Here is a 13,400-nt window from a genome sequence, read left to right on the forward strand (position 1 = left end):
TTGTCGCGCAGGGGAACGTCAGCGAGACGGCGTGCGGCGGGGCGTGGCGCGGGGCGCGCGGGGTGGACTCGAACGCGGGCGGGGCGCGGCGGATTGCGTCAATTCGGCGCGGCGCTCGTTCGCCGCCGTCAGGCGTGCCGCTTCTTGCGCCGCTGCTTGAGCGGCCTCGTAAGCGTGCATCGCCGCGATGTCAGTCGGCGGCATCGGCCGTTTGCCGGTCAGCTCGGCCCAGCGTTTTTCGAGCGGTCCCTCGGCGACCGGCTTGATCACCGTGCCCGAACTTTGCGCATCCCACGTCTGCACGGAGAACGGGTGCACGCGCAGCGCGTCGCGCGCGATCGCCACCTGCTCGTGCGCATCGACGAGCCAGTCGTAGACGAAATCGACGCACAGCCGGTAGCCGCGTTTGTACGCCGGATCGGGCACCTCGTAGGGCGCGCGCGTCACGTAGCCCGAGCCGAACAGGCCGCGCGGCTCGCTCGCGGCGCGATGCAGGAACACGCGGTCGCCGGGCCGGATGCCGCGCGCGAAGCCGCAGCCCCAGGTATCGGCGACGGCTTCGCCCGCCTGCACGCGGCGCGCGAAGTCGGGCAGTTCGGGCCAGGGCCACTTTTTGGGGCTCCAGATCAGCAGAAAGGCAGTCATAGACGGCGAAGAGAGAAAGACAGCATGCGGGCGCGGACGGCATGGCGAATGTCGATGTCATGGCAACGACAGGCGCCGCGTCGCCCGCAAAGCGCGCAGCTTAGCGCAAGCTCACGCGGCGTGGTCCGTCATATCGCGCGTAGAGAAACGACGGGATATCGCGGGAAAGAGGCCGAAAGGCGCGCGAAAGTCACGGAAAGGGCCGCGAATGGCGGCTCGGTTACAATGCTTCGGCTCCGTCGCTGTTTGATTCGTCCGATTTTTGCGTGGATTTTGCGTCGTTCAGCGCATGCCTCGTGCTTGCACCGACGCGGCGCCGATGCCGGACTTCGCGACCCATGACACCGAAACCGCGCCCACGCGCGCGGTCCGCTTCAGCCAGATCCCATGTCCCATTCCACGCGAAGCCGGCCCGATGGCCGGTTGATCCTGTTGCTCGGCGCGCTCGCCGCCTGCGGCCCGCTCGCCACCGACATGTACCTGCCGAGCCTGCCCGCCATCGCGCAGTCGTTCGGCGTGACGGCTTCCGCCGCGGCGGCCACGCTCACGAGTTTCATGGCCGGTTTCTCGATCGGCATGCTGCTGTACGGCCCGGTCTCCGACGCCTACGGCCGCCGTCCCGTGCTGCTCGGCGGCATCGCGCTCTTCACGCTCGCGAGCGTCGCATGCTGGCTCTCGTTCTCGATCGGCTCGCTGACCATCGTGCGCTTCCTGCAGGCGCTCGGCGCGGGCGCGGCCTCGGTGCTCGCGCGCGCGATCGCACGCGATGCCCACGCGCCTTCGGACGCCGCCAAGGTGCTCTCGATGGTCGCCATCGTCACGTCGGTCGGGCCGCTGCTCGCGCCCCTGATCGGCGGACAGTTGCTGCTGATCGGCGGCTGGCGCGTGGTGTTCGTCGCGCTGACGCTGTTCGGCGTGGTCTGCGCGGTGGCCGCGTGGCTGCGCGTGCCCGAAACCTGGCCGCCCGAGAAACGCGAAAGCGCCGCCGTGCTGCGCTCGTTCGCGGCGTACGGACGTCTGCTGCGCGATCCGCTCGTCTGGGGGCACATGCTGTGCGGCGGGATGGCGTTCGCGTCGATGTTCACCTATATCTCGGCGACGCCTTTCGTCTATATCGAGTACTTCCACGTTTCGCCGCAACACTACGGCCTGTTCTTCGGCATGAACGTGTTCGGCATCATGCTCGGCAACTTCCTCAACACGCGGTTCATCGGCCGCATGGGCACGCTGCGCATGGTGTCGATCGCGTCGATGGTGAGCGTCGTCGCGTCGTTCTTCGTCACGCTGATGTGCCTGACGGGGTGGGGCGGGCTGTGGTCGATCGTGACCGGCCTGTTCTTCGTGGTCAGCGTGGTGGGTTTGCTCGGCGCAAATTGTGCGACCGATCTGATGTACCGCTATCCGCAGAACGCGGGTGCGGCGGCCGCCGTGTTCGGCGCGGCGCAGCTCGGGCTCGGCGCGTTCGCGAGCGCGGTGGTCGGCTGGTTTCCGGGCGTGTCGCCGTTCGGCATGGGCTGCACGATCGGCGTGTGCGGCGCGCTGACGTGGGTCGGACGTCGACTCGTCGTGAAGTGGCACGCGCATCCTGCGCCGGGTGCGGCGGCGGGGTGATCGGCTTGTCGATCAGGTTGGGTAATCGCAACTAACAGCCCCTGCGTGTGCGGACCGGTCGCGCGTGAGTGGGCGGGTTAGCCAAGAAGTCGGGAAGCCGGAAAGCCCGAAAGCAAGAAAGCCGCAAAGCAAAACGGGACGTCCATGGACGTCCCGTTTTGTTTATCGCGCTCGCTATGCGTCACTGCTACCCGTCACTGCACGCATGCGCGATTCACGCCAGCCGCGCCGATTACTCGCGCGGCGACGGCGACGCTCCATGACTGAGCCAGTCGAGCACCGCCGACGCATCGTCGTCCGCGTGCTCGCGCGCCTGCGCCACCGAGCTGCTGACCTCGTTATCGGGCGAGGCACGGCGAATCGCCACGCCCACCGCGAGAATGTCGATCATCAGCAGATGCAGGATGCGCGAGATCATCGAAAGCTGCGACTCGCGCATCTCGATGTGATCGGTTTCGAGCGCCACGGTCGCGCGCTTGGCGAGCGGCGTGTTGCTCGACGTGATCGCGATCACCTTCGCGCCGGCCTGCATCGCCACGTCGAGTACGCGCAGCAGTTCGGGCGCGCGGCCCGACTTCGACACGGCCACGATCACGTCGCCCTTGCCGAGCAGCGCCGCCGACGCCGCCTGCATGTACAGATCGCCGTACGCAATGGTCGGGATGCCGAAGCGGAAGAACTTGTAGTGCGCGTCCTGCGCGACGATGTGCGAGTTGCCGAGCCCGTAGAACTCGATGCGGCGCGCGCCGTTGAGCAGCGAAATGGCCTGTTCGACGTGCTCGAAATTCAGATGCTCGCGCAGTTGCAGGATCGCCGAGACGGTGTTGTCGAGCACCTTCGCGCCGAAGTCCGTCGCCGTATCGCCCAGATGCACCTGGCTGTGGCTCACCGGAATCGTGCCGGTCAGACCGGTCGCGAGCTTGAGCTTGAAATCGGACAGACCCTGGCAGCCGAGCGAGCGGCAGAAGCGGATCACCGTCGGCTGGCTCACGTCGGCCTTGCGCGCGATATCGACGATCGGATCGTTGATGATCGAGCGCGGATGATTCAGCGCGAGATCGGCCACGCGGCGCTCGGCCGGCGTGAGCGCGTCGCGCATCTGGCGGATGCGCTCGAACACGGCCGACGAGCCGCCGCCCGCGCGGTTCGACAACTGCTCGGCGAGGATCGCGGATACGCCCAGAAACGCCGGGTATTCCGCCGTGATCACGTAAGTGGGCACGTTCGCGAGATAGGTGTCGAAACGGCCCTTCGCCTCGAAGCGCTGGCGGAACGACGAGCGCATGAACAGCTCGCCCAGACGCGGCACCACGCCGCCGCCAATATAAATGCCGCCGAGCGAGCCCAGCGTCATCGCGATGTTGCCCGCGAAGCTGCCGAGAATGCCGCAGAAGCACTCGACCGTTTCGAGCGCGAGTTCGTCGCCTTCGAGCGCGCGCGTCACGACGTCCGCCGTGTTGAGTTCGGCGGCCACTTTCTTCTTGTCGCGCGCGGCGAGCGCACGATAGATCAGCTCGATGCCGGGACCCGCGCACACGCGTTCGAACGACACGTGCGGCCACTTCTTGCGCGCGAACTGCAGCACGACATCCTCGCGCTCGTCCTGCGGCGAAAAGCTCGCGTGACCGCCTTCGCTGCCGAGCGCGATCCAGCGGTCGTCGGCGGGAATCAGGCCCGAGACGCCGAGGCCCGTGCCCGGACCCAGCAGGCCGATCACGCTGTTCTGACGACGCTGGCCGCCGCCGACCTGCACGCGCTGCGCGTCGGTCAGACCCGGCAGCGCCATCGCGAGCGCGGTGAAGTCGTTCACGACCAGCAGCGTGTCGAAGCCGAGCGCGCGGCGCGTGGCTTCGATCGAGAAGGTCCAGTCGTGATTGGTCATGCGCACCTGGTCGCCGTCGACCGGATTCGCGATGGCGATGGCCGCGTGATTCACGCGGCCGATCTTCGTGTCCTTCAGGTATTGCTGGATGACCTCGGCGACGCCCGGATACTGCGCGCACGGATAGACGCGCACCTGGCCGATCTCGCCCGGAGCCGTTTCCAGCGCGAAGCGCGCGTTGGTTCCGCCGATATCGGCGAGCAGCCGCGCTCCGTCGGCGTGCTGGCCCGCGCCAGGGGCGGATTTGTTAGGCGCACCAGTAGACATCGAGTCTCACTCCCTTGTCGTTCGCCAGTTTCGAAATGGCGTTTTTCTGTTCTGTCGCGGCTGCTTGCTGCAGCACGTCGAGTTTGCGCTGTCCCGCGATCAGCAGGAACAGGCGGTCCACCTGGCGCAGCGCCTGCATCGACCACGAGATGCGCGCGTGCGGTGCGGCCTGCGGATGCACGGCCACGAACGGGCGCGCCGTGGTGATGGCTTCGTGCCACTCGGGCGCGTCGGCGAAGATCGAGGCCGTGTGGCCGTCCTCGCCCATGCCGAGCACGGCGACGTTGGGCAGCAGACGTTGCGGATCGGCGTTGAGCGCGGCCACGTGCGCGTCGAGATCCTGCGACACGTCGACGAGCGGCAGGAAGCGCGCGCTGGCGGCTTCGTTCTTCAGCAGGGTTTCGTGCGCGAGGCGCGCGTTACTGGCCGAATCGGTTTCCGGCACCCAGCGGTCGTCCACGAGCGTGACGTCGATGTGCGACCAGTCGAAGCGATGCGTCGACAGGGTCTCGAGAAACGGACGCGGACTCGTGCCGCCCGAGACAGCAAGCGTCGCCCGGCGCGCACCGGTGCCGGGCGCCGCTTGCAGAGCGCTGAGCGACGCATGTAGCGCATCGCCCACGGCTCGCGCCAGCGCGTCGGATTGGACGCGCGGGTCGTCGAATACGTGAAGCTCGATCACTTCTCCTCCAGGCTGCTTTTTTGTAGGTCTGCGGGGTCATTCATCTGTGCGTTCCTGCGTGCGCGAGGCCCGGCAAGGCCGCGCCGCGCGCGTCGATTCTCATGCCTCAATTCACTCGCCTCAATTCTCTTCTTCGAGCCAGCAGGTGCCGTGCTGCGCCAGCATCGCGCTCGCGGCCGCCGGTCCCCACGTGCCCGCCGCGTACGGCTTGGGCGCGCGCGTGGATGCGGTCCACTCGTTGAGGATCGGCTCGACCCATTTCCATGCGGCTTCCTGCTCGTCGCGGCGCACGAACAGCGCGAGGCGCCCGTTGATGACGTCGAGCAACAAACGCTGATACGCCTCCATCTGACCTTCGCGGAAGAACTGGTCGAACGCGAGATCCAGATGCACGCTCGCGAGATTCATGCCTTCGCCGGGCTGCTTGGCGAGGCAGTACAGACGAATCGTTTCGTTCGGCTGCAGGCGGATCACGAGGCGGTTCGAACCGGGGCGCAGCGCCGTGGGGCCGAGCGCCGAATGCGGCACCGGGCGGAAGTTCACGACGATCTCCGCGACGCGGTCGGCCAGACGCTTGCCGGTGCGCAGGAAGAAGGGCACGCCGGCCCAGCGCCAGTTTTCGATCTCGACCTTGAGCGCCACGAAGGTTTCCGTGTGGCTGTCGGGCTTCACGCCTTTCTCGGTCGCATAGGCCGGCACTGGCGTGCCGCGGATCACACCTGCGTGATATTGGCCGCGCACGGCCATCTTCTGAATCTCGTTCGGATCGATGGGCTTGAGCGCGCGCAATACGCGCAGCTTTTCGTCGCGCACCGAGTCGGAATCCATCGAGTGCGGCGGCTCCATCGCGACGATCGAGAGCAACTGCAGCAAGTGGTTCTGCACCATGTCGCGCAGCGCGCCGGTGTTGTCGTAGAAGTCGCCGCGCGCTTCCACGCCCAGTTCCTCGGCGATGGTGATCTGGATGCTCTCGACCCATTCGCGGCGCCACAGCGGCTCGAACAGCGCATTGCCGAAACGCAGCGCGAGCAGGTTCTGCACCGGCTCCTTGCCGAGATAGTGGTCGATGCGATAGATCTGCTCTTCCGCGAAGATCTCGCCGACCGCGTCGTTAATCGCATTCGACGACTTCAGGTCGTAACCGAGCGGCTTTTCCAGCACGATGCGCGCGTTTTCGTTCAGGCCGACGGCGGCGAGCGCGCGGCAGATCGGCACGAACAGCGACGGGCCCGTGGCCAGATAGAACACGCGGATGCCGGGCAGCGCGGCGATGCCGTCGCGCAGATGCGTGAAGTCTTCGGCGCGCGAGAGGTCGAGCTTCACGTAGGCGATGCGCTCGAGGAAGCTCGCCCACGCGGCTTCGTCCAGACCGTTCTTCGAGACGTGCGGCTTGACGTGTTCCTCGACCCACTGAAGGTAATGGGCGCGGTCGTCCTCATGGCGCGCGACGCCCACGATCTTGCCCGACTCGGCCAGCATGCCCGAGCGGTGCGCCTCGAACAGCGCAGGCAGGATCTTGCGCATCGCCAGGTCGCCGGTGGCGCCGAAGAGCACGAACGTGAAACCCGAATCGGTAGGGAATTGCATAGTCTCCGTCACAGTCCAGAGGGGGCCGCGGAACAAGGGTGAAGCAGGCGCCGGCGGCATGCCGGGCGGGCTCCGTCGGGCGGCCGTAGTCCGATAAAATTTTTTTTGACACTGAATTGTAGTTTAACTACAATCCAAATCAAGAGGTAACGTTCATTCGATGAAAAAAGTGCTGGGAAGCGCGGCGCAGTGTGGGTTTGCGGCGTGTCTGCGGTGGTTTCGCACAGCAGTTTTTCGCGGGCGGACGGAACGTCCCTCATGTTAACGGACAATGGATTCGTCCATGTACGAGCCGGGCGCGGCAACAGACGCCTGGCCGTGGGATGTTCGGCCGCGTGACGCGTGCGGCGCCTCGACTGGCCGCGCACGTCAACCATGCGACGCGGCCGGTGAAAATCAAAAGAGGAGACAGTCTTTGCAATCCGAACCACTCATCTCTTGAGCGTCCAGCGGCCGGACACCGGCCCGCGGCCCGCGCGCATCTAAAGACAATACGCGCGCGCGGTACTCCGGCGCCCGTCCGTCCCGTGTTTTGCCTGTTTTAAGCCTGTTTGAACCACACGCACCCTGGCGACATCAGGGGCCAACCGTTTTTTGTTCAGGTGTCTGGAGGAGATAAGCAATGAAATTCCGAGCGATCATGGGCGCCCTGTGCGCCGCAGGTCTGATGGGCGGCGTGGCTACGGCACAGGCGGCCGAGTCGATCGAAGTGCTGCACTGGTGGACGTCGGGCGGTGAATCGAAGGCCGTCGGCGTGCTCAAGGACGACATGCAGAAGCAGGGCTACACGTGGAAGGACTTCGCGGTGGCCGGCGGCGCGGGCGCAGCTGCGATGACCGCGCTGAAGACCCAGGTGATTTCGGGCAACGCGCCGAGCGCGGCCCAGATCAAGGGTCCGCTGATCCAGGAATGGGCGGAACAGGGCGTGCTCGCCCCGATCGACTCGGTCGCGGGTGACTGGAAGGCCAACCTGCCGCCGCAGATCGACAAGATCATGCACGCGGACGGCCACTATGTCGCCGCACCGTTCTCGGTGCACCGCGTGAACTGGGTGTGGATCAACAAGGCTGCGCTCGACAAGGTCGGCGCCAAGGCTCCGACGACCTGGCCGGAATTCTTCGCCGTCGCCGACAAGCTGAAGGCCGCGGGCATCCAGCCGGTCGCAGCCGGCGGCCAGCCGTGGCAAGACCTGACGCTGTGGGAAGACGTGGTTCTCTCGCAAGGCGCGGACTTCTACAAGAAGGCCATCGTCGATCTGGACCAGAAGACGCTGACGTCGGCGCAGATGGTCGGCGTGTTCGACACGGTCCGCAAGATCGAGTCGTACATGGATAACGGCCGCACGGGCCGCGACTGGAACCTCGCCACGGCGATGGTCATCAACGGCAAGGCCGGCATGCAGTTCATGGGCGACTGGGCCAAGGGCGAGTTCGCGAACGCGAACAAGAAGCCGGGCGCGGACTACATCTGCGCACCGGTGCCGGGCACCTCGAAGGCCTACACCTTCAACGTCGACTCGTTCGTGTTCTTCCAGCAGAAGGGCCAGAAGGCGGCGACGCCGGGCCAGCTCGCGCTCGCGAAGACCATCATGAGCCCGGCGTTCCAGGAGCAGTTCAGCCTGTACAAGGGTTCGATTCCGGTCCGTCTGGGCGTGGACATGAGCAAGTTCGACGATTGCGGCAAGCAGTCGTACGCGGATGAGCAAACGGCCATCAAGGCCGGCGGCTACGTGCCGTCGCTCGCACACGGCATGGCGCAAGCCGACGCAACGGCCGGCGCGATCACCGACGTCGTCACGAAGTTCATGAACTCGAACCAGGATTCGAAGAGCGCGGTGGAAGCGCTCGCGAAGGCTGCGAAGACGAAGTAAAGCCGAAGTAAAGCCGCACGACAGCCGCATCTGGCTGTCCTGAAGCAAGCAGGGTGTGCCCGCGCGGCACACCCTGGACATGACGGTTCAGCCCGAACCCCATCATCGTGTGAAAGCCCGCGCGCTTTCGCACCGTAACAGGAGTTGCGCAGTGACTGCTTCTCTTAGCGGCAACGGCAAGGCGGCCACGCCTGCTACCCGCCGCGCGTCGCCGATGGCGGCGCTCGCAGACCGCTGGATCCCGAAGCTGGTGCTTTCGCCCAGCATTCTGATCAGCATCGTTTTCGTCTACGGCTTCATTCTGATCACCGGCTATCTGTCGCTGTCGAACTCGCGACTGATGCCGCGCTACGACTTTGCGGGCCTCGAACGCTACCGCGAACTGTTCGCCAACGACGTCTGGTGGACATCGGCGCAGAACCTCGCGTGGTTCGGCATTCCGTTCATCGCCGTCTGCGTCGCGCTCGGCCTGTTCCTCGCCATCCTGCTCGACCAGCAGATCCGCCAGGAAGGCGCGCTGCGCGCGGTGTTCCTCTATCCGATGGCGCTCTCGTACATCGTGACGGGCACGGCATGGCAGTGGATCTTCAATCCCGACATGGGCCTGCAGCAGGTGCTGCACCAGTGGGGCTGGACGAGCTTCCAGCTCGACTGGCTCAACGACCCGGACAAGGCCATCTTCTGTATCGTCGTGGCCGCGGTCTGGCAATCGACGGGCTTTTGCATGGCGCTGTTCCTCGCGGGCCTGCGCGGCGTCGACAGCGAAATCTTCAAGGCCGCCCAGGTGGATGGCGCGACGCTGCCCACGATCTATCGCAAGATCGTGATTCCGAGCATGCGTCCGGTGTTCTTCTCGGTGCTGCTGATCCTGTGCCACATCACGATCAAGACGTTCGACCTCGTCGTCGCGCTGACCGCGGGCGGTCCGGGCACGTCGTCGTCGCTGCCGGCCATCTTCATGTACACGTTTTCGTTCAACCGCGGGCAACTCGGCGTGGGCGCAGCCTCGTCGATGATGATGCTCGCCACCGTCGTGGCCGTGCTCGTGCCGCTGATGTATCTGGAATCGAGGAGCACGCGCAATGCAGCCTAAGATGAAGCTGAGCCGCGTGTTCGTGTACGCGGCGCTGATCCTGTTCGCGTTGTACTTCCTGTTCCCGCTGTACGTGATGCTGTCGACGTCGTTCAAGTCGCTCGACCAGATCCACTCGGGCAACATGCTGACGCTGCCGACGAGCCCGACCTTCGCGCCGTGGGTCAAGGCGTGGAGCGAGGCCTGCACGGGCGTGCGTTGCGACGGCATGCAGCCGTTCTTCATGAACTCCGTGAAGATGGTGATTCCGGCCGTGCTGATCTCGTCGATCATCGGGGCGTTCAACGGCTACGTGCTCACGCACTGGCGCTTCCGTGGCGCCGACGCGCTGTTCACCATGCTGCTGGTCGGCTGCTTTATTCCGTTCCAGGCGATCCTGCTGCCGATGGCGCGTCTCGAAGGCTTCTTCGGCCTCTCGAACACGATCGGCGGGCTGGTGCTGGTGCACGTCGTGTACGGCATCGCGTTCACCACGATGTTCTTCCGCAACTTCTACGTGAGCGTGCCGGCCGAACTCGTGAAGGCCGCGCGCATCGACGGCGCCGGTTTCTTCATGATCTTCACGCGCATCATGATGCCGCTGTCGCTGCCGATTTTCATGGTGTGCCTGATCTGGCAATTCACGCAGATCTGGAACGACTTCCTGTTCGGTATCGTGTTCTCGGGCGTCGATTCGATGCCGATCACGGTGGCGCTGAACAATCTCGTGAACACCTCCACGGGCGTGAAGGAATACAACGTCGACATGGCCGGCGCGATCATCGCCGCGCTGCCCACGCTGCTCGTCTACGTGATCGCCGGCCGCTACTTCGTGCGCGGTCTCACGGCGGGCGCGGTGAAGGGTTAAACCTGTCGGTCAGGGCGGGCGCGATGGCGCCGGCCCTGGTCTCATGCGCGATAGCGCGCAGTGATCAAAAGGATTCATAGCATGGCAAGCCTTTCCATTCGCGACGTCTACAAGACCTACCCGAACGGGGTGCCCGTCCTCAAGGGCGTGAATATCGATATCGAAGACGGCCAGTTCCTGATTCTGGTCGGCGGCTCGGGCTGCGGGAAATCGACGCTGCTCAACATGATCGCGGGTCTCGAAACCGTGACCAAGGGCGAGATCTGCATGGACGGCAAGGTCGTCAACGACCTCTCGCCGAAGGATCGCGACATCGCGATGGTGTTCCAGTCGTACGCGCTCTATCCGTCGATGACGGTGCGCGAGAACATCTCGTTCGGCCTGAACATCCGCAAGGTGCCGAAGGCCGAGCAGACGCAGATCGTCGACCGCGTGTCGAACATGCTGCAGATCCAGCATCTGCTCGACCGCAAGCCGGGCCAGCTCTCGGGCGGCCAGCGTCAGCGCGTGGCGATGGGCCGTGCACTGGCGCGCGATCCGATCATGTTCCTGTTCGACGAGCCGCTGTCGAACCTCGACGCGAAGCTGCGTATCGAGATGCGTTCGGAAATCAAGCTGCTGCATCAGCGCGTGGGCAAGACGATCGTCTACGTGACGCACGATCAGATCGAAGCCATGACGCTCGGCGACCGCATTGCGGTGATGAAGGACGGCATCGTTCAGCAGTTCGGCGCGCCGCAGGACATCTACGATTCGCCTTCGAACCTGTTCGTGGCCGGCTTCATCGGCGCGCCGCCGATGAACTTCATCAACGGCAAGCTGGTGGAGCAGGGCTCGGGCGTGGGCCTCGAACTCGACACGGGCGTGGCGCGCAACGTGCTGAACCTGCCGTTCGAATCGAACAAGCTGCGCAGCTACATTGGCCAGGAAGTGGTGCTGGGCCTGCGCCCGGAGCGTATTACCGACGCGCGCAGCTCGCACGACGGTCACGGTCACGAACTGCAGCGCCACACCGTGAAGGTGGACGTGATCGAGCCGACCGGCCCGGACACGCTGGTGTTCGCGCAGGTGAACGGCAAGCGCGTGGTGAGCCGCGTGCACCCGGGTGCGAATCCGCAGCCGCTCAACAACATGGACCTGCTGTTCGACGTTTCGAAGGCCGTGCTGTTCGACCCGAAGACGGAAGAACGTATCGCTTAAGCGGTCGCTTAAGCGGTACGGCTGCCAGGGCGCTGCGATGGCAGCACTGCTGGCACCGGGACAAAGCCTCACGCGTGACATGCGCGTGAGGCTTTTTTCTTTGGATGGCTAGCTGGTCACGATAAACGGCCGCTCGACGATTTCATGAAACGTGCCTGGCAGCGCTTCGCTGAGTCGTGCCGTGTAAGCGCGATGACTCTGCGCGATTTGCCGAAGCTTGCGGCCAGTGGCTTTGGAAAGCGTGTAGGCGCCTTCGAGGTCGGCGAGTTGTGAGAGCAGCGTGACGAGTTCGGCGTTCGCGGGCGAGTCGGCGCTCACGTGCGTGCGCTGCAACCGCGTGCGCAGCCGGATGGCTTTGTCGAAGTCGGCGATGCGCCCCATGACGCGCGCGAAGACCCAGATGGCGGCCATCAACGTGTCGAAGGCGCCAAACTCTCTCAGGTATCCCAGGAAAATATCGGTCATGTGGCTCTCGCTTTCCATTCGTTCAGCACTACGCCTGCGCCATAGTAGGCGATCGCCCACCAGAATGGATGATAGGGAATGACGTCTTTTACCGATTCGCTCAACGAAGCTAAAACAAGATAAAGCCACCCGGCCGTACCGATGACAGCGGCCCAGACGCCCGCCTGAGCCAGCCGTTGATCGAGCCAGCCGCGGCGGCCGGACACCACGCCGGATTCGGATGCCGATAGCGACGTCAGATCCGTCAACGCGATGAACAAGGCGATGCCGCCCGCCGCGAGCGAGCTGGGAAAGAAGGCGTCGCTGTCGCTCTGGCCGAGCGCGACGCGCAACAGGTACTCCACGCCGCCCATCAGAATGGGCAGCGCGTAGACGAGCTGACGTGAGGTGGCGTGGAGGCCGTTGGCGGTCATTGCAGCGTGGCGTGGTGTTACGTTGCGGATCGGTCGGACACACCGATGACCATAACGAAACGCGCTCGCGCGCAACAGCTAGCCGGATGGCGTAGGGCGCGGCCCACACGCGAAGCGCGTGCGTGGCGGCGGCGCCACGTGTTTATCGATCAGGATGCCCGGCGTGCGGATGATGATGCGCGTGCCCGGCGCCATGCGGCTGCAGCAGCACGAGCACCGCGCCCGCGCCGCCGTCGTGCGGCCGCGCCTGGCAGAACGCGATCACTTCTTCCTTCTGCACCAGCCACGCGCGCACCTTGCCCTTGAGCACCGGCTCCTTGCCGGCCGAGCCCAGCCCCTTGCCGTGAATCACGCGCACGCAGCGCAGCCCGCGCTTGCCGGCTTCGCGGATGAACGCCTGCAGCGCCTCGCGCGCTTCCTCGCGGCGCATGCCGTGCAGGTCGAGCTGCGCCTGGACGATCCACGTGCCGCGGCGCAGCTTCTTCACCACTTCCTCGCTGATGCCGGGGCGGTGGTAGTAGAGCGTGTCGTCGGTGTCGAGAAAGGCTTCGGGATCGAAGTCGTCGGAGATGGCTTCGTGCAGCACGGCCTGTTCGTCGCGCTGGGTTTGCAGCGGCAGCGGCACCGGCGAGCTGCGGCGCGGCTGCGCGCGCGGCGGCTGCTTGAGTGGCGCGATCTGGCCGATCTCGCGGCGGAAGAGATCGCTGTCCGCGGCGGCTTCCACACGCGCGGCCTGAACGGCGACGCGTTGCTGCTCGCGCTGGCGCGTCTGCACCTTGAGCGCATCGCGCAGGCTGCCGAGGCCGGCGAAGCCGGTCTGCGCCTTGCCGGCGTCGGA

The 13,400-nt window shown here is 65.4% G+C and carries 12 protein-coding genes; 5 read left to right on the top strand and 7 right to left on the bottom strand.

Annotated features, from left to right (window positions below; all coding sequences use genetic code 11):
* Positions 1-18: 18 nt before the first annotated feature.
* A complete protein-coding gene (locus tag G3N97_RS29780) occupies positions 19-645 on the bottom strand; it encodes a hypothetical protein (RefSeq protein WP_205996527.1) in 627 nt (208 codons plus the stop codon).
* 387 nt (positions 646-1,032) lie between these two features.
* On the opposite strand from G3N97_RS29780, the gene G3N97_RS29785 reads away from it, so the two are divergent.
* Complete coding sequence (locus G3N97_RS29785; RefSeq protein ID WP_205996528.1) at positions 1,033-2,256, top strand: Bcr/CflA family multidrug efflux MFS transporter; 1,224 nt, start codon at positions 1,033-1,035, stop codon at positions 2,254-2,256.
* Positions 2,257-2,488: 232 nt separating this feature from the next.
* On the opposite strand, the gene G3N97_RS29790 is transcribed toward G3N97_RS29785, so the two are convergent.
* From G3N97_RS29790 to zwf, 3 genes are all read right to left on the bottom strand, one after another.
* Positions 2,489-4,405, bottom strand: a complete 1,917-nt coding sequence (locus G3N97_RS29790) for a bifunctional transcriptional regulator/glucokinase (protein ID WP_205996529.1) — start codon at positions 4,403-4,405, stop codon at positions 2,489-2,491.
* Positions 4,386-5,087, bottom strand: coding sequence for a 6-phosphogluconolactonase (pgl, locus tag G3N97_RS29795; protein ID WP_183038299.1), 702 nt, complete (start codon positions 5,085-5,087; stop codon positions 4,386-4,388). Before pgl ends, G3N97_RS29790 begins: the two co-directional genes overlap by 20 nt.
* A 120-nt stretch (positions 5,088-5,207) precedes the next feature.
* Positions 5,208-6,674, bottom strand: coding sequence for a glucose-6-phosphate dehydrogenase (gene zwf, locus G3N97_RS29800; protein ID WP_205996530.1), 1,467 nt, complete (start codon positions 6,672-6,674; stop codon positions 5,208-5,210).
* A gap of 622 nt (positions 6,675-7,296) precedes the next feature.
* On the opposite strand from zwf, the gene G3N97_RS29805 reads away from it, so the two are divergent.
* The 4 genes from G3N97_RS29805 to ugpC all read left to right on the top strand — a co-directional run bounded on the left by G3N97_RS29805 (position 7,297) and on the right by ugpC (position 11,684).
* A complete protein-coding gene (locus G3N97_RS29805; protein ID WP_065058152.1) occupies positions 7,297-8,544 on the top strand; it encodes an ABC transporter substrate-binding protein in 1,248 nt (415 codons plus the stop codon).
* A gap of 151 nt (positions 8,545-8,695) precedes the next feature.
* Positions 8,696-9,637: a sugar ABC transporter permease gene (locus G3N97_RS29810; protein ID WP_205996531.1), complete on the top strand. Its 942-nt coding sequence runs from the start codon at positions 8,696-8,698 to the stop codon at positions 9,635-9,637.
* Entirely contained in the window at positions 9,627-10,484 is an 858-nt protein-coding gene (locus tag G3N97_RS29815) for a carbohydrate ABC transporter permease (protein ID WP_205996532.1), read from the top strand. Before G3N97_RS29810 ends, G3N97_RS29815 begins: the two co-directional genes overlap by 11 nt.
* A gap of 81 nt (positions 10,485-10,565) precedes the next feature.
* A complete protein-coding gene (ugpC, locus tag G3N97_RS29820; RefSeq protein WP_205996533.1) occupies positions 10,566-11,684 on the top strand; it encodes a sn-glycerol-3-phosphate ABC transporter ATP-binding protein UgpC in 1,119 nt (372 codons plus the stop codon).
* A 108-nt stretch (positions 11,685-11,792) separates the two neighbouring features.
* Here ugpC and G3N97_RS29825 read toward each other — a convergent pair whose 3' ends face one another.
* From G3N97_RS29825 to G3N97_RS29835, 3 genes are all read right to left on the bottom strand, one after another.
* Complete coding sequence (locus G3N97_RS29825; RefSeq protein WP_205996534.1) at positions 11,793-12,149, bottom strand: hypothetical protein; 357 nt, start codon at positions 12,147-12,149, stop codon at positions 11,793-11,795.
* Positions 12,146-12,562: a hypothetical protein gene (locus tag G3N97_RS29830; RefSeq protein ID WP_205996535.1), complete on the bottom strand. Its 417-nt coding sequence runs from the start codon at positions 12,560-12,562 to the stop codon at positions 12,146-12,148. Before G3N97_RS29830 ends, G3N97_RS29825 begins: the two co-directional genes overlap by 4 nt.
* Positions 12,563-12,704: 142 nt before the next feature.
* Positions 12,705-13,400, bottom strand: a 696-nt coding sequence (locus G3N97_RS29835) for a Smr/MutS family protein (RefSeq protein WP_205996536.1), incomplete at its 5' end; no start/stop codon positions are given.

Source organism: Paraburkholderia sp. Ac-20347 (assembly GCF_017104805.1).
Lineage (GTDB): Bacteria > Pseudomonadota > Gammaproteobacteria > Burkholderiales > Burkholderiaceae > Paraburkholderia > Paraburkholderia tropica.

What these genes read in the sequence shown, in the direction of transcription:
- G3N97_RS29780 (WP_205996527.1), bottom strand. Translation starts at nt 645, where the DNA reads ATGACTGCCTTTCTGCTGATCTGGAGCCCCAAAAAGTGGCCCTGGCCC.
- G3N97_RS29785 (WP_205996528.1), top strand. Translation starts at nt 1,033, where the DNA reads ATGTCCCATTCCACGCGAAGCCGGCCCGATGGCCGGTTGATCCTGTTG.
- G3N97_RS29790 (WP_205996529.1), bottom strand. Translation starts at nt 4,405, where the DNA reads ATGTCTACTGGTGCGCCTAACAAATCCGCCCCTGGCGCGGGCCAGCAC.
- zwf (WP_205996530.1), bottom strand. Translation starts at nt 6,674, where the DNA reads ATGCAATTCCCTACCGATTCGGGTTTCACGTTCGTGCTCTTCGGCGCC.
- G3N97_RS29805 (WP_065058152.1), top strand. Translation starts at nt 7,297, where the DNA reads ATGAAATTCCGAGCGATCATGGGCGCCCTGTGCGCCGCAGGTCTGATG.
- G3N97_RS29815 (WP_205996532.1), top strand. Translation starts at nt 9,627, where the DNA reads ATGCAGCCTAAGATGAAGCTGAGCCGCGTGTTCGTGTACGCGGCGCTG.
- ugpC (WP_205996533.1), top strand. Translation starts at nt 10,566, where the DNA reads ATGGCAAGCCTTTCCATTCGCGACGTCTACAAGACCTACCCGAACGGG.
- G3N97_RS29825 (WP_205996534.1), bottom strand. Translation starts at nt 12,149, where the DNA reads ATGACCGATATTTTCCTGGGATACCTGAGAGAGTTTGGCGCCTTCGAC.
- G3N97_RS29830 (WP_205996535.1), bottom strand. Translation starts at nt 12,562, where the DNA reads ATGACCGCCAACGGCCTCCACGCCACCTCACGTCAGCTCGTCTACGCG.